This is a genomic window from Rhizobium sophorae (genome assembly GCF_013087515.1).
Lineage (GTDB): Bacteria > Pseudomonadota > Alphaproteobacteria > Rhizobiales > Rhizobiaceae > Rhizobium > Rhizobium sophorae.
The window spans coordinates 214,847-237,322 of record NZ_JABFCN010000034.1; the positions used below are offsets into that span (position 1 = coordinate 214,847).

Sequence of the window (22,476 nt, forward strand, 5' to 3'; positions counted from 1 at the left end):
GCTATGCCATTTAGTTTGGCAAGACAACAAATAATTTTAGCTGTAAGTTTTTTGCTGCTTTGCAAAATTACCTTGCAACGCAATATTTTAAGACTTTCACCGCTTCATTCCGTCCTTTGCCGGAAATTAGTTTCTGCAAAAATCAAAGGGATAGGTCCACGATTTGCATGTTTAGACAACAAATATTGCGTCAGTGGTTTTTTTGGCCTACACAAAAGGCCGGCGAAATGATCTCGCTGCACTTTGGGAGGATTGAAAATGAATTATGCTTTGAAGGCTAGCGCGCTTGCGCTGACGCTCAGCCTCGCCACTACCGCTTCGCCTGCCTGGGCTGATTTCTGGTCCGACGCCGGCGCCAAATTCAAGGGCGTGACACTGCACGGCGTCACCGAAAGCACCCCGCCCTCGAACTACATCAGGAACGTGCTCGCTCCTGAATTCGAAAAGAAGACCGGCATCAAGGTCGACATCGAGACGACGTCCTGGGATCAGATGTACGACAAGGCCATCAAGGACATGGAAGCCAAGACCGGCATCTATGACATGGTCTATATCGAGCAGGACATCATCTACTCCTATCTCGCCAGGAATTTCCTCGTCGACATCACGAAGACGCTGAAGGACCAGCCGGATCTGAAGGCGCCGACCTACGACGACGCCAACTTCACCAGCTTTGCCGACTACTTCAAGGACTCGAGCGGCGATCTCTTCGGCGTTCCGATGGAAGCCTTCCTGAAGGCCTATCTCTATCGCAAGGACCTCTTCGACGATCCGAAGATCAAGGAAGCCTTCAAGAAGGAAACCGGTAAGGACCTGAAGCCCGCGACCACACACGCGGAATACACCGAGATCGCCGAATTCTTCACGAAGTACGGCAAGGACAACGGCATGGAGCTCTGGGGCACGACCGCTCAGGCACATACAGGCCATCCGGCGTCCTGGTATGAATTCTTCGAGTCCATCGCGCCAACCTTCGGCGTCTACAATTGGGGCATCGACGCCAAGAACAACTATGCGGCGACGGTCGAACATGGCGGAGCAATGAACGGCGACAAGGCGAAGGCTGCGTTGAAGTACTGGCTGCACCTGCGCGACATCGCTCCTCCGGAATCGACGCAGTCAACCTGGACGGAAACCGCGACGACCTTCGCCGCAGGCCGTGTCGCCCAGGGACTGATCTACGGTGAGAATGCCGCATGGATCGCAAGCGACCCGGCGCAGTCGAAGGTGGTCGGCCAGGTCGGTTTCGCTCTGCCGCCGCTCGAGCCGGGCGTGCTGGACGACGCGAAAGCCGGAAAGGGTTATATCGGCTACTACGATGGCGGCGCCTTCGGCGTGCCGGTCACCTCCAAGAACAAGGAAGCGTCACTGCTGTTCCTCGAATTCATCGGTCAGAACGAAGTGCAGCCCGATTGGGCGATCGCCGCACCGCGCATCACCAATACGGCGACGTTCGACGATCCGAAAGTGAAGGAGATGGACACCAAACTCGGCGGCTTCTACACGATGCTGAAGGACGACGGCAAGCTCTTCGCCGGCGCTCCTCCCTACCCCTTCCATGCTCAGGTGCGCGAAGCGACCGCTCCCATCTTCTACGACATCCTGACCGGCAAGATCGGGCCTGATGAAGGCCTCGACCAGATGGCGGCAAAGGCCGAAGAGGAGCTCACCTCGCTCGGCTATCGCAAATAAAACATCCTCCCCAACTGACGGGTCGTTCCGACGACCCGTCATCTTTTCGCTCCCTGATGGAGCGGACGTCCACATAGTGTTCAATGGGGGATAGGCGATGCATTCGCAGAAGCTCGGGTGGCTGTTGCTGTCACCGACCATAGTGATCCTCGGACTGTTCGGGATATTTCCATTCATCTATGTCCTCTGGGTCTCTTTCCATTCATGGAACCCGTTCGCGGCCAATCCGGGCATGATCTTCAACTGGGCTGAGAACTATCGGCGGCTCGTCTTCGATCCGCAGTTCCTGGCATCGCTCGGCATAACCCTGACATTCGTCTTCTTCGCGGTCGTGTCGGAGCTGGTCCTCGGCTACATCCTCGCCCAGGCGCTGCTCAAGGACTTTCCCGGAAAAGCGGTGTTTCGCACGATCCACACTCTGCCGCTGATCATGGCGCCAATCATTGTCGGCTCCGTCTGGAAGCTGATGACCACCCCATCCATCGGCATCATTCCCTATCTCCTCAGGAGCTGGTTCGGCTACGATCTGAATATCGGCCAGAGCGCCGTTGCGGCCTTCACCGTCACGGTCATCATGGACATCTGGCACTGGACGCCGCTCGTCACCCTCTCGCTGATCGCCGCACTCGTCTCGCTTCCATCAGACCCTTTCGAGCAGGCGCAGATCGACGGCGCCGGCAAGAGCCAGATCTTCTGGCACATCACGCTCCCCCTGATCCGCCCGGCCCTGCTCGCCACGGTGTTCATCAGGCTGATGGATGCACTGCGCACCGTCGACGAAGTCCTGATGCTGACCGGCGGCGGTCCGGGTTCTTCGACGCGCTACATCGGCGTCCATATCTTCAGGGAAGTCTTTCCCAAGACGAACTACGGCTACGGTTCGGCGATCTCCGTCATCGTCCTCTATCTCACCATCGTCGTCTGCTGGCTGCTCTATGTCGGCTTGATTGCACCCCGCGTGAAGAGAGGTTGAAGCGATGAAGACCAAAAGTCCCTGGCTTCCGGTCCTCCTGTGGACGTTGATAAGCTTCGTCACCCTATTCCCGATCTATTGGCTCTTCGTCATATCGGTGAAACAGCCCTTCGACCTGTTTTCGACACCCGATGTTATTCTCCGGAGCTTCTTCTGGAAGAATTACCAGGACGTGCTGACCAATCCGACCTTGCGCGGATACATGCTCAACTCGCTGATCATTTCGTCGGGCAACGCGCTGCTCGTCACCACGCTCGGCTTCCTTGCCTGCTATGCCCTGACGCGCTTCGACCTCGCCGGCAAGGAAAGCATCTTCTTCTGGACGATTACCAACCGCATGGCGCCGCCGGCGGTCTTCCTCCTGCCGCTTTTCCTGCTTTTGACGCAGGTCTACAGGATCGGCGACTTCTCGCTCGCCGATTCCAAGCTGGGCATGATCCTGGTCTATTGCTCCTTCAACCTTCCCTTCGCCATCTGGACGCTGCGCCCGACCGTGGAAGGCATTCCGAAGGAATTGGACGAGGCGGCCTATATGGATGGTGCGAGCCCATGGACCGTCCTCTATGATATCATCTTTCCATTGGCACGGCCCGGACTTGCAGTGACGCTGATCCTGACCTGGGTGTTTGCGTGGAACGAATACCTGCTGGCGGCGACGCTCACCAACTTCCATGCGCGGACACTCACCACCGGCCTGTCGGAATATGTGACGACGACGGGGACGGCCTGGGGCATCATGGCCGCGATCTCCATGCTGACATTGGTTCCGGCGCTCATCGTCTTTTCGGTGGTCCAGCGTCACATCGTCGCCGGCCTGACCTTCGGCGCCGTGAAAGGATGAAACGATGACGTCTCAATCAGGAAATAACGAACCCAAGCCGGGGTTTCTGCCGATCGAAACGAACTGGTTCGACCGGCTCTTCATTTCGATCGTGATCTGGGTCGCGCTCTCGCTGTTCTGGATGCGGTTCATCGAGCCGTTCGGGCTTTCGGTATGGTTCGCGGCGGCGATCTCGGCAGTCCTTGGCGCCTACATCGTCTGGAAGGGATGAGATGATGAATTCCGGCAACGACATCAAAACACACACTGCGCTGCTTTAGGGGGAACGACATTGGCAAACGTACAGGTTAGCGACGTCACCAAGAAATATGGCTCTCTTCAAGTCATGCACGGCGTCAGCGTCGACATCGAGGACGGCGAATTCGTCGTGCTGGTCGGTCCATCCGGCTGCGGCAAGTCCACCCTGCTCCGGATGATCGCCGGGCTGGAGACGGTCAGCAGCGGAGACATCCGGATCGGCAGCCGTGTTGTCACCAACGCTCCCCCGAAGGAGCGTGACATCGCGATGGTGTTTCAGAGCTACGCTCTCTATCCCCACAAGACGGTCGCCGAGAATATGGGCTTTCCGCTGAAGATGGCCAAGCGTCCGAAGGCGGAGATCGACGAAAAGGTCGGCAGGGCAGCCGAGATCCTCGACCTGACGCGTTATCTCGACCGCTATCCGAAGCAACTGTCGGGCGGACAGCGTCAACGCGTGGCGATGGGCCGTGCCATCGTCCGCGATCCGCAGGTCTTCCTGTTCGACGAGCCATTGTCGAACCTCGACGCCAAGCTCCGCGTCACCATGCGCGTCGAGATCAAGGAGCTTCACCAGCGGCTGAAGACCACCACCGTCTACGTCACGCACGATCAGATCGAGGCGATGACGATGGCCAACAAGATCGTGGTGATGCGCGATGGCAGGGTCGAGCAGATCGGCAAGCCTCTCGATCTCTATGACTTTCCGGTCAACCTTTTCGTCGCCGGCTTCATCGGCAGCCCATCGATGAACTTCCTTCATGGCCGCATAGCCACAAGCGACGGTAGGAAGATCGTCATCACCGACCAGGGCATCGCCCTTCCGATGGCGGATACAAATGCGGATGAAGGACGAGCCGTTACCTACGGCATCCGACCGGAGCACATCACGATCGGCGAAGAAGGCGTTCCGGTCGAAGTCTCGGTGTTCGAGCCCACGGGTTCGGAGACATTGATCTTCGGCCGCACGGGAGGTGTACCGATCGACGCCCTGATCCGCGAGCGTATCGAGGTCGACCCCGGACGGACGATGTACTTCCACATCGATCCCCGACGTGCGCATATCTTCGATCGGGAAACGGGCCAGAGACTTTAGGAGGACGATCCATGGAGTTCAGAGGAAAGACGGTGATCGTGACCGGCGCCGGCAAAGGCATCGGACGCGAAATTGTAAGGATGCTCGTCGAACGGGGTGCGCAGATCGTTGCCCTGACCCGCAGCGGTGCCGACGTCGAAGCGCTACGAGGGGAATTCGGCTGCCGGGCAATCCAGGTCGATCTCGCAGACGCCGATGCGACCAGAGAGGCAGCGATCGCCGCCCTTCCCGCAGATTTCCTTATCAACTGCGCCGGTACGACCGAGCTCCAGCCGTTCCTGGAGACAACCGTCGAAGCATTCGATCGTCTCGTTGCGGTCAACACGCGTGCTCCAATGATCGTCGCCCAGGAATATGCCCGCTCGCTGATCAAGGAGGACCGCAAGGGCGCCATCGTCAATGTCTCGTCGGTCGCGTCCTTCGTCGGCATCCCCGACCACGCTGCCTATTGTGCGTCGAAAGGTGGATTGGATGGCTTGACACGCGTCATGGCAAAGGAGCTCGCACCTCACGGCATTCGCGCGAACGGCGTCCACCCAACGGTGACGTTGACGCCAATGGCGGTGAAGGCATGGAGCGATCCCGAGAAAGCCGCAGGGATGATGAAGCGAATTCCCGTCGGTCGTTTCGCTGAGCCGGCTGACATCGCCGAGGTTGTTCTTTTCCTGCTGTCCGATGAGGCTGCCATGGTGAACGGCATATCGATGCCGGTGGACGGCGGCTATATGATTGCCTGAAGTTCAGCAGCTAACGTGTCGTACGATCCTGCGATTGCAATACGGGAGGCGGCGAGGTTGACCGCCGCACCAATCGGCGCAGCTCATCTTGATCAACGAAGTGATCCGTCACTCCGGCCTCTTTATCCGGATGACTGAAGACAAGACCGTCGGAATCTTCAAGCTTGAGAGCTTGCTCCGTATTCATGATCCCCAGTGCCTGGCGCTCGTACTCGGACTCGAGCGCTGCCTCGACGATGGCTTTTTTCTTGCGCATGTCCATTTCCTCCGTTCCTCGAAGGGTAACGGACGGCCGGACTCGCGGTTCCCATCAAGGCATCACGATATGAAACCAGTTGAAACGCCCGCCGATACTCCCCCGCTACTGGCGACACTGGCTAACTCGGCGAGACGTCAGGCCCACCGGCGGCTCTTTGGACTAAGCGGGCAACCACTTCAGTGCGGTTCTGCGCCTGCAACTTACGCATTATGTGTTGCAAATGCATCTTCACCGTATGCCCCGACAAATTGAGTTTTCCTGCAATTACCTTATTTGAACAACCGCATTGCAGCGCCGCGAGGACATCCGCTTCCCGGGGGGTGAAATCAGCAATCGCCAGGTACTGCGTCCTATCATCCAAGTTCTTTTCGGCCTCATTTCTGGCCGGATTATGCTCGCTCGAGCCGTTTGTAACAGCTCCCAATAGCTGCGGGAAAAATGTTCCTCCTGCCAGAACGAGACGAAGACCGGCAAGGGCAATGTCAACGGGAAGTGAAGTCGAGAAAAAGCCGCGGATGCCCATCTTGAGTGCCTGACGGGCTATGATGGCGTCATCCGTACCCGAGAGCAACGTGACAGTAGCCTCAGGAAAACGTGCAGCAATCGCCGCGAGATCATCACGCAGGCTAGTGCTCTCAACACCTCTGCCGGCCAGATCCAATACAATCAAACGCACCTCGGATCCAAGAGCTCGATCGAGACTCTCAGTCGAAATCAAATCTATAACGTTCCACCCGACGAGTTCACGCTCAAGAAGCTTCACCACGGTCGTGCGCGCTAATGTAGAATGCTCAATGATGATCACAGTTGGTGCATTGCGCCCCATACGGCGCCTAATTCCAGCAATGTCGGACACTTGCGCGCTCCCCCAAGAATATTTGCAACGCAACGGCTATTCATATTATTCCTGTTCTCACTACATGTCATGATAAAAAGTGAGTGTATTTCAGATATCAATAGTCTGATCTCTCATGATAATTCTTATAGTCTATAAGATATCAACGATAGATAACTGGGATTGCAGAGCATATTGAAGAGCTTTTTCATAAAGGCCTGATGGTTCGACTTGCCGCTGCAGACTTTCCAGCCTTCGCCGAATTCACGTACGGCGAGCGGGTCAACAAAGCTTTCAAAGGCACTGAAAAGGCAATCGATCTGCTACAGACCCATTTCGGAAAGCGCCATTGGATATAACGAGCTGCCGATCGGCTCGGCTTTGTTTCCATATCTCAATTCAAAGCAGCCGCGGACCCCGACAGCAAAACGACAAACGCGAAAAGCAACAAAAGTACAGGATGGCTGATTACCCGTTATGATTAGTGAAACTGCGCTCCGATGACGCCTTAATACCAGTTGGCATCGTTCTCCCTTAGGCAGCACTGCGCCGGCACCGCCCGATACCGGCCGAAGGTGACGGCCTCTGGCGGCCGAAATCGGCGACAATGCGGATGAGGTCATGGTGGAATGTTCGGCATCTCGGTGAGCCCATCGTGCCATAGCGGCCAAGGAGACGAATGCCGGGTGGAGGAAGCAATTCAACATATAGCTGAAAGATCGCACGAAGAACGGTTTCGTGCAGTTGAGCCTCGCAATGCAAAATTGGGATTCTATCCCCGGGAGAATGATGCCGAAAAGTGTGAGCGGTTTTCGGCGACCCGGCCTAAAATCATCCTTCTCTAGGTATGCATGAAGGCCAGAATGTCGTCTACGAGAGCCGAATGGGCGTCGGTGAGGTTGCCTTCTCCGCCGTGGCCCGCGATGCCGGCCAACTGGAGCGCATGTTGGTCGTAGAGAACATGATCGATCTGCTGGGCGTCCGCCGTCCCGCCGGCGGGAACGGCAATGTTGATGGGATGGAAATAGCCGAAATTGACGTCTACCATGCTGCCGGTTGACGATCCGTCCCCACCGCCGCCACCCGCGTGATTGCCGGTAAAAATCGTATCTGACGACAGGTTGAAGCCACCGCCATTGCCGCCGATGCCTGCAATCTGCACAGTGCCCTGATCGAAAATGACATTGTTTGTCTGATGAGCCTCTGCGGAGCCGCCTACGGCGCCCACAGCGATGTTGATCGGTGAAAAGATGGCAATACTCACGTCGACCATGCTGCCGACGAAATAACCATCACCGCCATGGCCCGCATAAAAGTCGCCGGTCAATGTAAGCGCAGTTCCCGGGCTCATCGACGTGCCGTGGCTCGCGACGTTATGGTCTCCGCCCGAGCCGCCCATGCCGCCAATCTGGGTCGCGCCCTGCAGGAACAGTGCATTGTTCGATTGCTCGGCCTGAGCCTCCGCGCCGGGGCCGGCAGCCACGGCAGTATTCACGGGGGCAAACACCGCGACTTCGGTGCTGACGAGTCCACCGTAGAAGAGCCCATTGCCCCCGGTGCCGGCATGATTGGCGCCATCGCCGCCGCCGATGGCAACATTGCCGCTTCCACCATTCCCGCCTATCCCCGCCATTTCGGTGGGATGCTGATTGATGAGCGCGTCGTTGCCCTGAAAGGCGTCTGCACCCGAATGAGGTCCCGCAATAGCGGCATTGGACGGCGTGAAGACAGCCAGTGCGTTGCTGCTGATCACGCCTTCGCTGATCCCGTCACCACCGCTGCCGGCTGAATTATGGCTCGAACCGGAAGCGACATCCAGTGGAAGCCAAGTCGGCACCAGCGCCAGATGCCCCGCGGCCACGTTGGAGGCGAGGTGTTGATCGGTGCCCGTCTTGGGCAGGCCTTCCAATAAGGGACGAGTTTCCGCCATTACCGTCTCCATTCGCGGTCGACCGCACATCCACCGAGCATGCGGCGCTATGCAGCCTGAATTGTTCAGGCATTGTGCATCTGAACGTGGAAAAAGCAGAGCCTGCAATTCGTCTACATCCTGTCGGCTAGTGCTGTAGCCATTTGGCTGTCATGACCGCAGCGCCCGTTGTGCGAGTTTGCGAGCATTAGAGCCTTTCCGGGTTAGATTGCAGCATTCTGTTGGCTCAAACGGAGTCGGATGGTCGACCGGCCGGCGCGCGTCGTAGCCCAGCTCTACGGCCAAGCCGGCCGGTCGATCAGGCGGCCCGTTTCAGCCAACCCGAAGGGCCGGGCATCTTTCCGCCAGGGCAGAATGCTTCAATCTAACCCGGAAAGGCTCTAAATCCGCCTTTGGATCAGAGGTCCTGATGTCGCTTCGACGAGGTCGCAGACATGATCGACCATGCCACCCTGCACCAAATCACTAAGTACCAATCCAAATAACGCTCCACCACATCCAAGTATACGCCCGAATGAATGTCACCGAATATCTAGATAGGCCACAGATTAAATCGCAGGCAATATTCGCCTGCGGTTGTATTGGCTGCGGTGACATGCTGGAAACGCACGCCGTAGGGGGACACCGTAAAACGAACACGGATGAAACCAATTAAGGAGTGACATCAATGCCTATTCCACAAATATCCGACACGATTCATCTCAACAACCCGGATGCGGGTGACGCGAATGCCGGCAACGGCGGTGATGGCCACAACGATGGGAACATCAACTACAACCCGGTTGCCTATGTAGACCCCGTGCAAAAGGTCTACGGGGCAACGACCGATCTGCACAATGGCGATCACGTTTGGCAGAAGGCAGGTTGGGACGCCGGCAGTGGCGAAGACGGTGGCTTTGCTCAGGCCAAGAACGGCTTCCTGGCGGCGGTCACGAACAGCGGCGACGGCGGCGCGGGGGGAGATTCAAACTCCAACGGCAGCCAAGGAAACTCGAGCGGCGGCGACACGGCTACCGTGAATGCGGCTACGACCGCGACACAATATACGCAGCTTGTGGCCGATCAGCATGCCACCATCCTCGCAGGTGTCGGCGGCAACGGCGGCAACGGGAACAACGCTCTGGGCGGCGATATCTCGTCAGCTTTGGTTCACACCGATCCCGAAACGACGACGGTGAACAATTCTCTCGATCACTTCATAAACGCCTTCGGCCATATCGACGTCGACCATCTCGGCTCCTGAACTCAGACTTCAAGGGCCGCTGGTTTCGGCCGGCGGCCCTCAAAGTAAGCAGCCTCTTCTTGTCAGTATCAAGTGCAGCGAGATCTGATAATGACAACGATTTCCATAAAGCCACCGCGCCCGCCGACACAGCTTGTTGTTGCGCTTAGGGCTTGTGCCGGAGCCTTTGGGTTGGTCTTCCTCTACAGCTGCGGCTACAATCTCTTTCTTCTCGCGCCTTCCATCTATCTCCTGCAGATCTATGACAGGGTCCTGTCGAGCCGAAGCGCCGACACGCTCCTGATGCTGACGATGATCATCGCCATCGCCGTGCTGGTCGGATCCACGCTGGATATCGTGCGCAGGGCAGCTCTTTCGCGCATCGGCAGTTGGCTGGACCACAGGCTACGGCCCATGGTGCTCACCTCATCATTCGAATATGCCGCTCGCGCCGATACGGGAGCCGCCACGGAATGCTACAGGGACCTGGCTGCATTACGCCAGTTCCTCGATTCACCGGCCAGCTCGCTGTTTTTTGACGTTCCTTGGGCGCCGCTATTCCTGCTCCTGCTCTTTCTTGTTCATCCGTTGCTTGGGACCATCGGTCTCCTGAGCGCCGTTGCACTTCTGCTGTTTGCGTTCATGACGGAACTGGCGACGCGGGAGCCGCTTGCCCACGCCAATCTTGCCCTTTCGAGGAGCTATCTGCGATTTGCGACCGCCCTCAAAAACATCGAGGTCATCAGGGCAATGGGCATGCAGGATGGCGCAGCGCTGATCGTCTACCGCGATGCGGAAATGGCAAGAAGGGCGCAGGACATCGCGATGCATCGCACCGAGATCATTCTTGGTTTCTCAAAATCGATCCGCACACTGGCGCAGATCCTCATGATGGGATCCGCGACATGGCTGGTGCTCGTAAACAGCGGCAGTCCCGGGATCATCTTCGTTGCGAGCCTGCTGCTCGGCCGCGGGCTCGCACCAATCGAGGGGGCAATAGGGGCATGGCGCTCCTTTACGTTTGCGCGCAATGCCTTCAATCGCTTGAACAGAATGCTGATAACAGTTGCATCGGATTGCGATGCCCGAATGGTGCCGCTGCCGGAACCCAATGGCCTCGTTCTCGATAATGTGAGCTATTTCAAACCCTTCGCTGATCGGCCGATATTGACCGATATCACATTGCGCCTCGCGCCCGGCGATTGCATAGCGCTCATCGGCCCGTCGGGATCGGGAAAATCGACACTTGGTCGCGTCATGGCAGGCGTTGTGCCAGCAACGCGCGGATATGCTCTTCTCGGTGGGGTCGATATCTCGGCTCTGCGCCTTTGCGGGGGGAGTTGCCACGTCGGATACCTGCCGCAGGACATCGAACTCTTCGGCGGAGCGATCAAGGATGTGATCGGCCGGCTGGACGGAGGAGATCCCGGCAAAGCGATCGACGCCGCAAAGCTGGTTGGATTGCACGAGGCGATCATGCGGCTGCCGCAGGGCTACGAGACCGATATCGGTGAAGGTGGAAACCTGCTCCTTCGAGCTCAGCGCCAACAGCTGGGACTGGCACGGGCGGCCTACGGAAATCCGTCTCTGATCGTTCTCGACGATCCGAATTCGAGCCTGGATTATGACGGCGAACGCATGCTGTTTGCGGCAATCGAGCGCATGAAATCCAGGGGGATGACCGTCGTTATCATAACGCACCGGATGGGGATCCTGCCGGTCACCAACAAGATTGCCATCATGCGTAATGGGACTGTGGCTGCCTTCGGCGACAGCGAGCGTATTTATGAAACTTATCTTCAACCACCGTCTCGAACAGGAACGTAGGGAGGGACGCCGCCATGGCCCTTGTTCAACTGGACGCAACGCCGGCGAAATTTTCAAATTCGCCCAGGACGGGTCGGCGGTTGGCCAGGCAACAGACGGCCTATTTGCCGGTGATCGAGTCGAAACAGCGCGGACCCGCGCCCCCCTCGCCGATGCCGGGGCTCAGAGGCGTTGTCTGGACGGGCAACCTGTTGATTCTGGTGTTCATAGTCGGATTAGGAATCTGGTCTGTCCTGGCGCCGCTGAAAAGCGCTGCAATTGCATCGGGCGTTATCGAACCGGAGTCCAGCCGCAAGACCATTCAGCATCTGGAAGGCGGGATTGTCCGACGGATACTCGTTAAAAACGGCGATGCGGTCATGGCCGGACAGATCGTGATAAAACTCGACGACACGAAGTCTCGCTCGGAGCGCGACAGCATTCAAGGGCAACTTTGGGACGCCGAAGGAAGCCGCGCCCGCCTGCTTGCGGAGCAGACGGGCGGCGACCATGTCGCCTATCCTGAGGACCTCAGGGCAGCCATGGACAGATATCCTTCGGTCAGCGCGATTCTGATCGGGCAACAGAAAATCTTCGAAGCCCGTCGCCGCGTCATGCAGGCGGAAATTCAGATCGCCAATGAAAAGATCGCGCAGGTGCGGCAGGAAATCGTCGGACTTGGCGCGCAGAAGGCGGCACTGGCCGACAGAGCGACAATCTCGCAGCAAGAACTGGATCAGGTTACGATCCTTAGCGCCAAAGGACTGGAAAGAAGGAGCAGACTTCTCAACCTCCAGCGGGAAAAAGCAGACCTCGATGGCCAGCAGGGTCAAGTAGAGGCACAGATCTCTCGCGCCTACCAGGTGATCAGCGGCTCACAGGCCGATCTCGCAAAGCTTGAGAGCGACCGTTTGAGCGAAGTCGCCCAAGGCATGCGCGATACGGAAAGCCGGATCATGCACCTGCGCGAGCGCTTGCGGGCGATCGACGATCAACTCGCAAGGACCGATATCCGCGCTCCCGACGATGGAACAATCATGAACCTGCGCGTCCACACATCAGGAGGGGTGATCGGCGCGGGTGAACCGATCGTCGATCTTCTGCCACGCTCCGATCGCCTTGTCGTGTCTGCCCACGTCAGGCCGGAAGACATCAATCTCGTCCGTGCGGGGCTCGAGGCACAGGTTCACCTCCTTCCATACAATCAGCGGCGCGTTCCACTCCTGAAAGGCCGGGTCGAGTATGTTTCGGCGGACCGTCTCATCGATGCGCAGAGCGGCCAGCCCTACTTTGCCGCGACGATCCGTGTAACGGACGAGCGGCTGGCGAAAATGAGTGATGTCGAATTGGTCGCGGGCATGCCCGCACAGACACTGATCGAAACGGGCCAAAGCAGCGTGGCGCTCTATGCCATCAGACCACTCCTCGACAGTTTCAACAGAGCATTTCGGGAGGACTGAGGCGGTGATGGGCAAGAGAAAATTCGACGACGACCAGATTACTGGCATTCTGAAGGAGCACCAAGCCGGAGTGACGGTGGCAGATGTTTGCCACAGGTACGGTATCAGCGAGCCGACCTTCTATCGGTGGCAATCCTTGCAGTTCGGAAATGTCGGTCTCCATGCCAAAAGATTGAGAGCACTGGAGGAAGAGAACCAGAAGCTCAAAAAGCTTTTGGCCGAATCCATGCTCTCGGCGGCAACGCTGAGCGAGATGCTGGCGAAGACATCGAAAGGGCGAAACTAACCTCTATACAGAGCGGTTTGTTGGCCGCCTTCTGGCCCTGTACCAACGCGACTGGGGTCTACTTGTTGCCGTCGTCTACGGTCAAGTGATGTTAGAAGTTTACATCGACAGCATAAATCGTCGGCGCACCGAAGCAACCCTACTGGCTTGACTGCGCACAGCGGATCGATAATGGAATCGATGGAACGCAAAAATTGACTGGAACGACATCGCCATCCCGCCGCGCTCAGTTAGCCGAGCGCTCATCAACCCAGTGATGCGTACCACGTAGGCCGTCGTTTAATACCAGCGTCCCCGGCCGTACCAGCCGCCGCCGCCTAGCAAAAGAACCATCACAACGATTATGAGAAGGGTTGTGAGATCCATGTGCGTTCTCCTCGGGGGACCACCACCATCTCGTTCGCGCCTGACGGGCGTTGCTCATGGTGGGACTCCCTAGCTGATAACGGCCATGACCGAGGTTGGTTCCATTCGATGACGCTACCCGGCCGGCGCCGACCTGGGCGGAGCTTAAAAGAAGGATGCAACATTGGGCCGGGAGGGCACACTCAATCTCCACAGCCCTCCGCCAGCGTACCGGCCGCCGCAAGGACGGAAAGCTGCGAGGGGCGAACCCGGCAGCGCATGTTATCGACGGCTATCTATCGCTTCGTGGCAGCCGGCCACGGCTCGGCGATGACGAAGGCGCACCGTCAACCTGGTCTGGCTGAGGCCTCAGACACACCCGTCGCAACCATTCTGCGCGAGATGGGCAAGAACTACGCGACGATCGCTGAGGTGCTCGGGCAGAAGACCGAGGGCATGGCCAAGCACTATTCGCGTCAGGCTGACACATCCAAGAAGATGGCCGAGACGGTCGGCGATTTCGATGCCGAGGTGAACAGACGAAAAAACGAAAAGCGTCCAGAAGACAAAAAATAGTGTCTAGATGCGGCGGGACCACATTAACTTAAGGAGCTAAAACATACGCAAAAGCAGTGATTTATGAGTGGTGCCCAGGACCGGAATCGAACCAGTGACACGCGGATTTTCAATCCGCTGCTCTACCAACTGAGCTACCTGGGCTAACCTGCTTCCGATAGTTCCTTTTGGAAAAGGAACCGCGGGGCCTTGGTTCACCCCGGAAGCGAGCGGGGTTATAGCATCTTGTTCGCCCATGGCAAGCGTCAAATGACTCTTTTTTGACGGTCTTGCCCGCTTTGCGGATTCATGAGGAAAAATAAGAGCTTCGCAGGCGAAATTCTCTAGTTTTCGTCATCGGGATAATCGGCCTTGGTCTCGTCGTCGGCAACCGGAATGGCATAGGCGCCGGTCAGCCAGCGGGAGAGATCGGCCTCACGGCAGCGGTTGGAGCAGAAGGGGTAATGTTCGCGGTGGGAAGGTTTGCCGCATTCGGGGCAAGGGCGCGTCTTGCGCAGCGGTTCGACCTTGGCGGCCGGTTTCTTGTCTTCAGGCATATCGGTCCGTCCTAAAGCATGTCGCGTAAAAGTGTGCAGCGGTTTTGCGACAACGACATACGTAAAAACAAAGCCTTAAAGCGCGACGCGCGGATCTGAAAGATCGGGACGCACTTCAAGCATCGGCCGTCGGGCTCAGCCCTCGGGCCACCGGCTATGCACATCGAAGCCTTCGCCGGTCAAAAGCAGAATGGTTTCATAAAGCGGCAGGCCGACGACATTGGTGTAGGAGCCCACCATCTTCTGCACGAAGGTGCCGGCGAGGCCCTGGATGCCGTAGGCGCCTGCCTTGCCGCGCCACTGGCCGGAGGCCAGGTAGTTCTCGATCTCGAAGCCGGAGAGACGCTTGAAGCGGACCTTGGTCTCGACGATCTTCTGACGGATCTTGCGATCCGGCGTCACCAGGCAAACGCCGGTGTAGACCATATGGTTGCGCCCCGAAAGGAGATGCAGCGAATTCAACGCCTCGTCGGCGAACTCAGCCTTGCCGAGGATGCGCCGGCCGACGGCGACCACCGTATCGGCAGACAGGATATAGCTGCCCTTCCAGGTGATATCGCCCTTGATGGCGGCAAGGGCTGCTTCGGCCTTTTCCGCCGAAAGCCTGCGGGCGAGCGAACGCGGATGCTCCGACTTCTTCGGCGCCTCGTCGATATCCATCGGCATCAGGCGCGAAGGCTCGATGCCGGCCTGGTTGAGCAGGTCAACGCGACGGGGCGAGCCCGAGGCCAGAATGAGCTTGTATTTCAGCGCCATGGAACCTCGACCATCGGCAGACGGGAGCAAGAACCCTTGCAGGACCTTCGGGCAAACTTACTTGAAACGGTAGGTGATGCGGCCCTTGGTCAGATCGTAGGGCGTCATTTCCACAAGCACCTTGTCGCCGGCAAGAACGCGGATGCGGTTCTTGCGCATGCGGCCGGCAGTATGGGCGATGATCTCGTGTTCGTTTTCGAGCTTCACGCGGAACGTCGCATTCGGCAGAAGTTCGGTGACGATTCCCGGGAATTCGAGGACTTCTTCTTTAGGCATATAAGTGTTTTCTTCCTGTGGGTTGAATAGGCAGCGCAGCGCGCGCCTTTAAAATTTGGGCGGAAACTACACAATCAACGCAGGTTTGTGAACCTCGTTGATCAGGCTTTCCTTTATTTGTTTTCAAGCCGATTGCGCGGCAATGCCATTTCGTTTGAGTAGCCGGCTTTCGATGAGGCCGGCCAGGTGATCGCGGACTTCGCGGTAGCTCTCCAGAATCTGCTCGCGCGTCCCGATTGCAACCGTCGGATCCATGGTCGGCCAGTAGACGACATCCACCGCACTCGACCGCGTCAGCTCGAGCGCCGCATGATGGGCCTGGGGCGACAGCGTGATGATCAGATCGAAGTAATCGTCCTCGAGCTCTTCCAGCGTCTGCGGCTGGCGGCGCCCGAGGGAAAGCCCGATCTCCTCGAGCACGACATCCACAAAGGGATCGCGCTCGCCGGCGCGAACGCCGGCAGACCTGATATAGGTATTGGCCGGCAGAATGCTACGGGCGATCGCTTCGGCCATCGGCGAGCGGATAGCATTCATCCCGCACATGAAGAGGATGGCGCCCGGCCGCTTTCCCTCTTCGATGTCGGCGGCGAGCTCCATGGCCGTCATCCGCGCCAGTAGAGCACGCAGACCAAGGTGAAAAGCCGCCGGGCGGTGTCGAAATCGACCTCTATCTTGCCGGCCAGCCTATCCTTCAGCGTCTGCGAGCCTTCATTGTGGATGCCGCGCCGGCCCATGTCGATCGCCTCGATGCGGCTTGGCGTCGACGAACGGATCGCTTCGTAATAGCTCTCGCAGATCATGAAGTAATCCTTGACGATCCGCCGGAAAGGCGTGAGCGACAGGATATGGGTGGCAACAGTGCCGCCCTCTTCGGTGGTGATGGCGAAAACCAGCTTCGAATCGACCAGCGAGATGTTCAACCGGTAGGGTCCGCCAGCATGGCCGAGCGGCGCAAAGCTGTTTTCCTCGATCAGATCGAAGATGGCGACGGCGCGCTCATGCTCGACATCGGGCGTCGAACGGCCGATCGTATCGTCAAGGACGACGTCGCAAAGCCGGAAATCGCCCTTCGCCATGCCCTCACCTTTCGAGGTTGAGGCGGATCGCGACCGATCGCGCATGGGCATCAAGGCCTTCGGAGACCGCAAGGGCGATCGCCGCCGGGCCGAGGGTGCGCAGTTGCTGCGGTCCAAGGCGCAGGATCGAGGTGCGCTTGACGAAATCGAGCACCGAAAGGCCGGAGGAGAAGCGCGCCGACCGCGCCGTCGGCAGCACATGGTTCGAACCGCCGACATAGTCGCCGATCACTTCAGGCGTATGAGCGCCGATGAAGATCGCGCCGGCATTGCGGATGCCGTCGAGCAGACGGTCCGGATCGACGACGGCGAGCTCCAAATGCTCGGCGGCGATGCGGTTTGCCAAGGGAATGGCCTGTTTCAGATCGGCAACGAGGATGACCGCGCCGAAGTCGCGCCAGCTTGCCGCCGCCGTCTCGGCCCGGTTCAGCGTCTTCAGCTGGCGTTCGACCGCCTGCTCCACCGCCTTGCCGAATGCGGCATCGTCGGTGATAAGGATCGCCTGGGCGCTGACATCGTGCTCAGCCTGGGCCAAGAGGTCGGCTGCGATCCAATCCGGATTATTTTCCTTGTCTGCAATCACCAGCACCTCGGAAGGGCCGGCGATCATATCGATGCCGACGGTGCCGAAGACATGGCGCTTGGCGGCGGCGACATAGGCATTGCCGGGGCCGGTGATCTTGGCGACCGGGGCGATCGTCTCGGTGCCATAGGCAAGAGCCGCGATCGCCTGGGCGCCGCCGACGCGATAAATCTCGGTGACACCGACAAGCTTGGCAGCGGCAAGCACCGCCGGATTGACGGCGCCGCCGGTGGCCGGAACGGCGATGACGATGCGATCGACGCCGGCGACCTTGGCCGGAACGGCATTCATCAGCACCGAGCTCGGATAGCTCGCTGTGCCGCCCGGAACATAGAGCCCGACTGCTTCGATCGCCGTCCAGCGCGAGCCGAGACCGACACCCATATCGTCCTCGTAAATATCGTCCTTCGGCAGCTGCCGGCGATGGTGGGATTCGATGCGCAGTGCCGCGAGCTTCAGCGCCCCCAGCACTTCCGAAGGCACCGTCTCGACGGCGGCGTCGATCTCTTCAGCTGTGACGCGCATAGGGACGGTGGCGTAATCGATGCCGTCGAACTTCAGCGAATATTCGGCCAGCGCCACATCGCCGCGGGCTCTGATATCATCGATGATGGCGCGAACGACGACGTTCACATCATCGGAGACCTCCCGCTTCGTCGTCAGAAAGGCGGCAAAATGCTGCTCGAAACCTTCCGATGCCTGATCCAGCCAGATTGCCAAAGCTGATATTCCTTCTCAACTCGAAACTGCGATGTTCAAACTTTAGGGCGTCATGTCAGCGGTGGCGAGGCTTGGAGGAGGCCTCCCAGGCGCCGCCGATATCGGCCAGCTGGACCTCGATGCATTCGACATCGAGCGCAATCGAGGCCGTGCCTGATAGCGCCAGCTCGATCGTACCATCGGGCCCCTCGCCCTTCTTCTCGAAGCGCAGCGCCAGCAGCGACAGCACTTCGTCGCGTTTGCCACGATCGATGCCAAGCGAACGAACGGCAAGCACGCGCTTGAAAACCAGGGCAGCACGGCGGCGCTCGAAACCCTTGCGCTTGCGCTCGGCACCTTCCCAGACGAAACGATTGGCTGCAAGCGCGAACTGCGCGTCGCGCGGCGACCAGTCGACGTCTCCGACCTTGAAGACACTGTCCTGCATATGCGCGGAAACGACCGCAAGGTCCTCGTCATCGAGCGCAATAAGCTTCAGGTCGGTCATTCAGCCTCATCCCCAGCGGGCATCGCCGGAATGGCGATGCGTCAAAAGGGAAATAAGATGCGGCGACGGATTACGCAACCGGGATAAGGGCGCGCTTACTCGCTGATGCGCTCGACGATCGCGCCGCAGCGGGTCAGCTTCTCCTCGAGCCGCTCGAAACCGCGGTCGAGGTGATAGACGCGAGACACCGTGGTCTCGCCCTCAGCGGCAAGGCCGGCGATGACGAGCGAGACAGAAGCGCGCAGATCGGTCGCCATGACCGGCGCACCGCGCAGGCGCTCGACACCCTCGATCTTCGCCGTCTGGCCGGACAGCGAGATCCTGGCGCCGAGGCGGGCAAGCTCCTGCACATGCATGAAGCGGTTTTCGAAGATGGTCTCGGTGACGTGCGAGACGCCGGAAGAACGGGTCATCAGCGCCATGAACTGCGCCTGCAGATCGGTCGGAAAGCCCGGGAAGGGATCGGTGACGATATCGACCGGCCTGATGCCGGCGCCGTTGCGCTTGATGCGCATGCCGTTGTTGGTCGACGAGATCTCCGCACCGGCGCGGCGCAGCGTTTCCAGCGCGGTTTCGAGCAACGCCATGTCGGTATTCTCCAGCACGACGTCGCCGCCGGCCATGGCGACGGCCATGGCATAGGTGCCGGTCTCGATGCGGTCCGGCAGCACGCGGTGGCGGGCGCCGGAAAGCGAGGTGACGCCTTCGACGGTGATCGTCGCGGTACCCGCGCCCGATATCCTGGCGCCCATGGCGTTCAGGCAGTTGGCGAGGTCGACGACCTCAGGCTCGCGGGCGGCATTGCCGATGACAGTCGTGCCGCGGGCAAGCGTTGCCGCCATCATCATCACGTGGGTGGCGCCAACGGAGACCTTCGGGAAGGTGTAGCGTGCACCGATCAGGCCGCCGGCAGGCGCCTTGGCGTTGATATAACCGGCATCGATTTCCATGGTGGCGCCGAGCGCCGTCAGGCCCTCGATGAAGAGATCGACGGGACGCGTGCCGATGGCGCAGCCGCCCGGCAGCGACACGCGGCAATGGCCTTCGCGCGCCAAGAGCGGGCCGATGACCCAGAAGGAGGCGCGCATCTTCGAGACCAGTTCGTAGGATGCCGTCGTATCGACGATGGTGCGGCAGGTGAAATGGATCGTGCGCGCATAGGAGTCTTCCTGGCGCTCGCGGCGGCCGTTGACGGCAACGTCGACGCCGTGATTGCCGAGGATGCGCATCAATAGTTCGACATCGGCCAGATGCGGCACGTTTTCGAGCGTCAGCGTATCGCTGGTCAGCAGCGAGGCGATCATCAGCGGCAGTGCGGCATTCTTGGCGCCGGAAATCGGAATGATGCCATTCAGCTCATTACCGCCGACGATTCTGATACGATCCATGTGCGCTTACGGGCAGCGCCCGCCTTTCCTGAAAGTTCTGCCTTGAAATAAGGAGTGAGGTGTTTAGGGGATTTATCGAGACGCTTCAATTCGCGACGGACGGAACATTACGATTCGTCCATTTTTGCGGCGGGCAGCCCATTTGTTTCATCGGCTTGGCCAGAGCGGCGGGCGCGGACCTGCTGTTTGCGCCGCCCCAGATTTTCCCTGAGCTTTTCGGCGGCGCGTTCGCGGCGCAGTTTCGCCTGCGCTTCGATCGCTTGTTTGCGGCTCTGCTGGCCGGTTTCGGTCTTTTCGTTCATGCGACAGGATTAGCCGAATTCGCACCAATCCAAAAGGCCCTTCATCCCAATCGACGCGAAGTTGGAATTTGCGGCTTGCGCTGGCCGCCAAGCTGTGGCAATAGCCCCCCGTTCTCGCGATTGAGCCACCCGGCTCGCGCGATCTGGTCCTGCTGCCGTAGCTCAGTGGTAGAGCACACCCTTGGTAAGGGTGAGGTCGGTGGTTCAATCCCACTCGGCAGCACCAGTTTTCTTGAAAAGACAGTCAATCTCGACTCTACCCTTCCCGGCGAAAACACCTCATAAGTTAGCGTTTCTCATCAGCTGGCAGCCATAGGCTTTCCTGTCATGGGTCGAGGCGAAACCATTCGTTGCGGCATCAGCGACGATCCGCCCATTGCTGACCGTGAAAATCACGCTAGAATATTAACTATCGCAAAGTCTCCCCGGAGGAACTGGGAGATGCTGCACTTCGTTTCTGTCGAAAATCGTGGAGGAGCGTCGATGGCAACTGAAAGATGGAACAGCCCGGTCAAGGTTGGTTTCGAAGGTGCCGATGCGCGAACGGTCAATGGGCCGTTCGATGCGCTGAAGTGCCTGGCGGATCTGTGGCCGAGTATGCGCGGGCTTCGTTATATTAAGGCCCGCAGCGCCTGCCGGGCAGCGCTCGATGGGCGCAAGAGCGTGGAAGAAGCAAGAGCCGAGTTCCTGGCGGCCGCCGAAGAGGCGAAGCTGAAGCTGCATTAGCACTTCGGCAAGGAATTTCGGGCGATTTTCGCCTTCTGGGCGCGCAAGCGTGCCGGAACGGAACAATGCTTTAATTTTGGGCTTTAATTTTGGTTTAACCCTGCAACAAATGCGTGCCGAGTTTTGGTGCAAAGGGCGTTGCGCCTGGTACACGTGCATCAATAGAAGACGACCCAGCCATCATGATGATGGTTAGAGGCTCGTACCCTCTGCGGAAACGCAGGCGAGCCTCGTCCGAACAGGACCGCCCTTTTTTCAGCAATCCGCGCCGCTCTCACTCTCGATCTCAACATAGCCGACACCGATGATCGTGCCATCTGCTGCGCGGATGAAGGAGGGCAGATAGTGAGGCTCTACCGTTGTGCAGGCGACGGCACCGGTATATTCGTTGAGGGCGACCTGGTCCTTCGGCAAAGCGGAATAATTCGTGCCGGTTTCCAGTGAAGCATGGGCGGAGCCGGCAAAGACACCGCAACCCACTATCAAGGTCGTTGCCCAGAGGCGAGGAAGCAACTGCATGAGAGTCTCCAGCGTTTAGGTCCGGCCTTTCAACACGCGAGAGAGCATTTTGGTTCCCTTCATGCATCGCAGAGAGATGCGCGCGAGCCAGCTAGCGTCGCAGCAAGCGAGCACGCACATAGCCCCGGCCGACGACGCCCTCGGCTATCTCGATCGCCCGCTCGACATCGCCCCGCCGGCGCACGAAACCTTCCAGGATGACATAGGAGCCCGATATGCTGACGGTGATTTCGCCGGCTTCGATATCGGCGGCCGCATGAAGGGCGCTCTCTACCGAGGCGCGCGTCGCGGCATCGCTATGACCCTGCCGGCCGGGCTCGTCATGCCCCGTGAATGCTGGAAAGCCGAGCACCGTGAACGTTTCCTAATGTTGGCTGATGTCTGTTAACGCCGCAGCGACGCATTCGTTGCGTCCCCCGGAAAAGAAGAGCCTGCTCGACAGCGATACCTGCGCGGTGGCATGGCTACCCTTGGCGAAAGGCGCCGCCGCTTCCATATCTGGCTGTAGTCGAAAGAGGGATGATGACGATGAAAGCGCTTCTGTCCGCCTTGTTTGCCGGGGCTTTGCTTGCCGGCTGTTCCTCGGCCGATAGCCCGGCGCTGGAACCCATTCCCGGCAGCATTACCTATGGCGGCCAGCCGCGAACGAAGCTCAGCAAGTCGCCGGTCGGCAGCGCCGTCTACCACCAGTTCTACAACGGGACGGGACAGCGCGTGGAGGAAACCTATATCCTTCAGCCCGACCGCAGCCTGAAGCTGGTGCGGCGCGAGATCGGTCCGGATTTCCCCGACTGAGATGTTGCCAGCGC

General features: G+C 59.0%; 27 protein-coding genes and 2 tRNA genes. 14 read left to right on the forward strand and 15 right to left on the reverse strand.

The annotated features are described in order from the left end of the window. Positions 1-258: 258 nt before the first annotated feature. The 6 genes from G9X64_RS21115 (at position 259) to G9X64_RS21140 (ending at position 5,576) form a co-directional block, all read left to right on the forward strand. Positions 259-1,692 carry an extracellular solute-binding protein gene (locus G9X64_RS21115; protein WP_168310562.1) on the forward strand — a complete coding sequence of 478 codons (1,434 nt, stop codon included), beginning with the start codon at positions 259-261 and terminating at the stop codon, positions 1,690-1,692. A gap of 97 nt (positions 1,693-1,789) precedes the next feature. Further along, a complete protein-coding gene (locus G9X64_RS21120; RefSeq protein WP_003545408.1) occupies positions 1,790-2,665 on the forward strand; it encodes a carbohydrate ABC transporter permease in 876 nt (291 codons plus the stop codon). A gap of 4 nt (positions 2,666-2,669) precedes the next feature. Further along, positions 2,670-3,506, forward strand: coding sequence for a carbohydrate ABC transporter permease (locus G9X64_RS21125; protein ID WP_168310563.1), 837 nt, complete (start codon positions 2,670-2,672; stop codon positions 3,504-3,506). A 4-nt stretch (positions 3,507-3,510) separates the two neighbouring features. Next, the gene (locus G9X64_RS21130; RefSeq protein WP_018447078.1) at positions 3,511-3,717 is read left to right on the forward strand and encodes a DUF2160 family membrane protein; all 207 of its coding nucleotides are present in this window, start codon (positions 3,511-3,513) and stop codon (positions 3,715-3,717) included. A gap of 60 nt (positions 3,718-3,777) precedes the next feature. After that, positions 3,778-4,839 carry an ABC transporter ATP-binding protein gene (locus tag G9X64_RS21135; RefSeq protein WP_168310564.1) on the forward strand — a complete coding sequence of 354 codons (1,062 nt, stop codon included), beginning with the start codon at positions 3,778-3,780 and terminating at the stop codon, positions 4,837-4,839. 11 nt (positions 4,840-4,850) lie between these two features. Beyond that, complete coding sequence (locus tag G9X64_RS21140) at positions 4,851-5,576, forward strand: SDR family oxidoreductase (RefSeq protein WP_168310565.1); 726 nt, start codon at positions 4,851-4,853, stop codon at positions 5,574-5,576. Between the two features lie 10 nt (positions 5,577-5,586). Here G9X64_RS21140 and G9X64_RS21145 read toward each other — a convergent pair whose 3' ends face one another. The 3 genes from G9X64_RS21145 to G9X64_RS21155 form a co-directional block, all read right to left on the reverse strand. After that, complete coding sequence (locus G9X64_RS21145) at positions 5,587-5,838, reverse strand: hypothetical protein (RefSeq protein WP_171377357.1); 252 nt, start codon at positions 5,836-5,838, stop codon at positions 5,587-5,589. 115 nt (positions 5,839-5,953) lie between these two features. After that, on the reverse strand, positions 5,954-6,661 hold the full coding sequence (locus G9X64_RS21150) for a LuxR C-terminal-related transcriptional regulator (RefSeq protein WP_171377371.1): 708 nt from the start codon (positions 6,659-6,661) through the stop codon (positions 5,954-5,956). Positions 6,662-7,511: 850 nt separating this feature from the next. Beyond that, the gene (locus G9X64_RS21155; protein WP_171377358.1) at positions 7,512-8,600 is read right to left on the reverse strand and encodes a hypothetical protein; all 1,089 of its coding nucleotides are present in this window, start codon (positions 8,598-8,600) and stop codon (positions 7,512-7,514) included. A 667-nt stretch (positions 8,601-9,267) separates the two neighbouring features. On the opposite strand from G9X64_RS21155, the gene G9X64_RS21160 reads away from it, so the two are divergent. The 5 genes from G9X64_RS21160 to G9X64_RS21180 all read left to right on the forward strand — a co-directional run bounded on the left by G9X64_RS21160 (position 9,268) and on the right by G9X64_RS21180 (position 14,295). Further along, the gene (locus tag G9X64_RS21160) at positions 9,268-9,843 is read left to right on the forward strand and encodes a PE-PGRS family protein (RefSeq protein ID WP_171377372.1); all 576 of its coding nucleotides are present in this window, start codon (positions 9,268-9,270) and stop codon (positions 9,841-9,843) included. Positions 9,844-9,933: 90 nt separating this feature from the next. Beyond that, complete coding sequence (locus G9X64_RS21165; RefSeq protein ID WP_168310569.1) at positions 9,934-11,649, forward strand: type I secretion system permease/ATPase; 1,716 nt, start codon at positions 9,934-9,936, stop codon at positions 11,647-11,649. 14 nt (positions 11,650-11,663) lie between these two features. After that, positions 11,664-13,088, forward strand: coding sequence for an HlyD family type I secretion periplasmic adaptor subunit (locus G9X64_RS21170; protein ID WP_168310570.1), 1,425 nt, complete (start codon positions 11,664-11,666; stop codon positions 13,086-13,088). Positions 13,089-13,095: 7 nt separating this feature from the next. Next, positions 13,096-13,374, forward strand: coding sequence for a transposase (locus G9X64_RS21175; protein WP_064647796.1), 279 nt, complete (start codon positions 13,096-13,098; stop codon positions 13,372-13,374). 624 nt (positions 13,375-13,998) lie between these two features. Next, entirely contained in the window at positions 13,999-14,295 is a 297-nt protein-coding gene (locus tag G9X64_RS21180) for a hypothetical protein (RefSeq protein WP_168310458.1), read from the forward strand. Positions 14,296-14,363: 68 nt separating this feature from the next. Here G9X64_RS21180 and G9X64_RS21185 read toward each other — a convergent pair. From G9X64_RS21185 to G9X64_RS21230, 10 genes are all read right to left on the reverse strand, one after another. After that, positions 14,364-14,439, reverse strand: a tRNA-Phe gene (locus G9X64_RS21185). Between the two features lie 179 nt (positions 14,440-14,618). Then, a complete protein-coding gene (gene yacG, locus G9X64_RS21190; RefSeq protein ID WP_168310571.1) occupies positions 14,619-14,831 on the reverse strand; it encodes a DNA gyrase inhibitor YacG in 213 nt (70 codons plus the stop codon). Positions 14,832-14,966: 135 nt separating this feature from the next. Continuing rightward, positions 14,967-15,587 carry a Maf-like protein gene (locus G9X64_RS21195; protein ID WP_003556345.1) on the reverse strand — a complete coding sequence of 207 codons (621 nt, stop codon included), beginning with the start codon at positions 15,585-15,587 and terminating at the stop codon, positions 14,967-14,969. 57 nt (positions 15,588-15,644) lie between these two features. Further along, the gene (gene infA / locus G9X64_RS21200) at positions 15,645-15,863 is read right to left on the reverse strand and encodes a translation initiation factor IF-1 (protein WP_003545338.1); all 219 of its coding nucleotides are present in this window, start codon (positions 15,861-15,863) and stop codon (positions 15,645-15,647) included. Positions 15,864-15,986: 123 nt separating this feature from the next. Further along, positions 15,987-16,472 (reverse strand): arsenate-mycothiol transferase ArsC, encoded by a 486-nt coding sequence (locus G9X64_RS21205; RefSeq protein ID WP_171377359.1) that lies wholly within the window; start codon positions 16,470-16,472, stop codon positions 15,987-15,989. Continuing rightward, a complete protein-coding gene (locus tag G9X64_RS21210) occupies positions 16,469-16,942 on the reverse strand; it encodes a UPF0262 family protein (protein ID WP_168312328.1) in 474 nt (157 codons plus the stop codon). The genes G9X64_RS21205 and G9X64_RS21210 overlap by 4 nt, the downstream gene beginning before the upstream one ends. Positions 16,943-16,946: 4 nt before the next feature. Next, positions 16,947-18,245, reverse strand: a complete 1,299-nt coding sequence (hisD, locus tag G9X64_RS21215; protein ID WP_168312329.1) for a histidinol dehydrogenase — start codon at positions 18,243-18,245, stop codon at positions 16,947-16,949. 55 nt (positions 18,246-18,300) lie between these two features. Then, the gene (locus G9X64_RS21220; protein ID WP_168312330.1) at positions 18,301-18,732 is read right to left on the reverse strand and encodes a DUF2948 family protein; all 432 of its coding nucleotides are present in this window, start codon (positions 18,730-18,732) and stop codon (positions 18,301-18,303) included. Between the two features lie 95 nt (positions 18,733-18,827). Then, positions 18,828-20,120 (reverse strand): UDP-N-acetylglucosamine 1-carboxyvinyltransferase, encoded by a 1,293-nt coding sequence (gene murA / locus G9X64_RS21225; RefSeq protein ID WP_168312331.1) that lies wholly within the window; start codon positions 20,118-20,120, stop codon positions 18,828-18,830. Between the two features lie 107 nt (positions 20,121-20,227). Further along, the gene (locus G9X64_RS21230; protein ID WP_003556333.1) at positions 20,228-20,422 is read right to left on the reverse strand and encodes a hypothetical protein; all 195 of its coding nucleotides are present in this window, start codon (positions 20,420-20,422) and stop codon (positions 20,228-20,230) included. Between the two features lie 151 nt (positions 20,423-20,573). Here G9X64_RS21230 and G9X64_RS21235 point away from each other — a divergent pair. Continuing rightward, positions 20,574-20,648 (forward strand) — tRNA-Thr (locus tag G9X64_RS21235). Positions 20,649-20,905: 257 nt separating this feature from the next. Beyond that, the gene (locus G9X64_RS21240; protein WP_011650393.1) at positions 20,906-21,148 is read left to right on the forward strand and encodes a DUF982 domain-containing protein; all 243 of its coding nucleotides are present in this window, start codon (positions 20,906-20,908) and stop codon (positions 21,146-21,148) included. 255 nt (positions 21,149-21,403) lie between these two features. Here G9X64_RS21240 and G9X64_RS21245 read toward each other — a convergent pair whose 3' ends face one another. Next, entirely contained in the window at positions 21,404-21,667 is a 264-nt protein-coding gene (locus G9X64_RS21245; protein ID WP_168312332.1) for a hypothetical protein, read from the reverse strand. Positions 21,668-21,758: 91 nt separating this feature from the next. Continuing rightward, on the reverse strand, positions 21,759-22,019 hold the full coding sequence (locus G9X64_RS21250; protein WP_018493691.1) for a BON domain-containing protein: 261 nt from the start codon (positions 22,017-22,019) through the stop codon (positions 21,759-21,761). Between the two features lie 176 nt (positions 22,020-22,195). Here G9X64_RS21250 and G9X64_RS21255 point away from each other — a divergent pair, with 176 nt between their 5' ends. After that, positions 22,196-22,462: a hypothetical protein gene (locus G9X64_RS21255; RefSeq protein ID WP_168312333.1), complete on the forward strand. Its 267-nt coding sequence runs from the start codon at positions 22,196-22,198 to the stop codon at positions 22,460-22,462. Positions 22,463-22,476: the final 14 nt, after the last annotated feature.

Coding starts and splice junctions, on each gene's coding strand:
- G9X64_RS21165 (WP_168310569.1), top strand. CDS start 9,934: ATGACAACGATTTCCATAAAGCCACCGCGCCCGCCGACACAGCTTGTT.
- G9X64_RS21205 (WP_171377359.1), bottom strand. CDS start 16,472: ATGACGGCCATGGAGCTCGCCGCCGACATCGAAGAGGGAAAGCGGCCG.
- murA (WP_168312331.1), bottom strand. CDS start 20,120: ATGGATCGTATCAGAATCGTCGGCGGTAATGAGCTGAATGGCATCATT.
- G9X64_RS21240 (WP_011650393.1), top strand. CDS start 20,906: ATGGCAACTGAAAGATGGAACAGCCCGGTCAAGGTTGGTTTCGAAGGT.
- G9X64_RS21115 (WP_168310562.1), top strand. CDS start 259: ATGAATTATGCTTTGAAGGCTAGCGCGCTTGCGCTGACGCTCAGCCTC.
- G9X64_RS21245 (WP_168312332.1), bottom strand. CDS start 21,667: ATGCAGTTGCTTCCTCGCCTCTGGGCAACGACCTTGATAGTGGGTTGC.
- G9X64_RS21210 (WP_168312328.1), bottom strand. CDS start 16,942: ATGGCGAAGGGCGATTTCCGGCTTTGCGACGTCGTCCTTGACGATACG.
- G9X64_RS21195 (WP_003556345.1), bottom strand. CDS start 15,587: ATGGCGCTGAAATACAAGCTCATTCTGGCCTCGGGCTCGCCCCGTCGC.
- G9X64_RS21160 (WP_171377372.1), top strand. CDS start 9,268: ATGCCTATTCCACAAATATCCGACACGATTCATCTCAACAACCCGGAT.
- G9X64_RS21220 (WP_168312330.1), bottom strand. CDS start 18,732: ATGACCGACCTGAAGCTTATTGCGCTCGATGACGAGGACCTTGCGGTC.
- G9X64_RS21155 (WP_171377358.1), bottom strand. CDS start 8,600: ATGGCGGAAACTCGTCCCTTATTGGAAGGCCTGCCCAAGACGGGCACC.
- G9X64_RS21230 (WP_003556333.1), bottom strand. CDS start 20,422: ATGAACGAAAAGACCGAAACCGGCCAGCAGAGCCGCAAACAAGCGATC.
- G9X64_RS21120 (WP_003545408.1), top strand. CDS start 1,790: ATGCATTCGCAGAAGCTCGGGTGGCTGTTGCTGTCACCGACCATAGTG.
- G9X64_RS21130 (WP_018447078.1), top strand. CDS start 3,511: ATGACGTCTCAATCAGGAAATAACGAACCCAAGCCGGGGTTTCTGCCG.
- yacG (WP_168310571.1), bottom strand. CDS start 14,831: ATGCCTGAAGACAAGAAACCGGCCGCCAAGGTCGAACCGCTGCGCAAG.
- G9X64_RS21170 (WP_168310570.1), top strand. CDS start 11,664: ATGGCCCTTGTTCAACTGGACGCAACGCCGGCGAAATTTTCAAATTCG.
- G9X64_RS21140 (WP_168310565.1), top strand. CDS start 4,851: ATGGAGTTCAGAGGAAAGACGGTGATCGTGACCGGCGCCGGCAAAGGC.
- G9X64_RS21175 (WP_064647796.1), top strand. CDS start 13,096: ATGGGCAAGAGAAAATTCGACGACGACCAGATTACTGGCATTCTGAAG.
- G9X64_RS21125 (WP_168310563.1), top strand. CDS start 2,670: ATGAAGACCAAAAGTCCCTGGCTTCCGGTCCTCCTGTGGACGTTGATA.
- G9X64_RS21180 (WP_168310458.1), top strand. CDS start 13,999: ATGTTATCGACGGCTATCTATCGCTTCGTGGCAGCCGGCCACGGCTCG.
- infA (WP_003545338.1), bottom strand. CDS start 15,863: ATGCCTAAAGAAGAAGTCCTCGAATTCCCGGGAATCGTCACCGAACTT.
- G9X64_RS21145 (WP_171377357.1), bottom strand. CDS start 5,838: ATGGACATGCGCAAGAAAAAAGCCATCGTCGAGGCAGCGCTCGAGTCC.
- G9X64_RS21255 (WP_168312333.1), top strand. CDS start 22,196: ATGAAAGCGCTTCTGTCCGCCTTGTTTGCCGGGGCTTTGCTTGCCGGC.
- G9X64_RS21150 (WP_171377371.1), bottom strand. CDS start 6,661: ATGGGGCGCAATGCACCAACTGTGATCATCATTGAGCATTCTACATTA.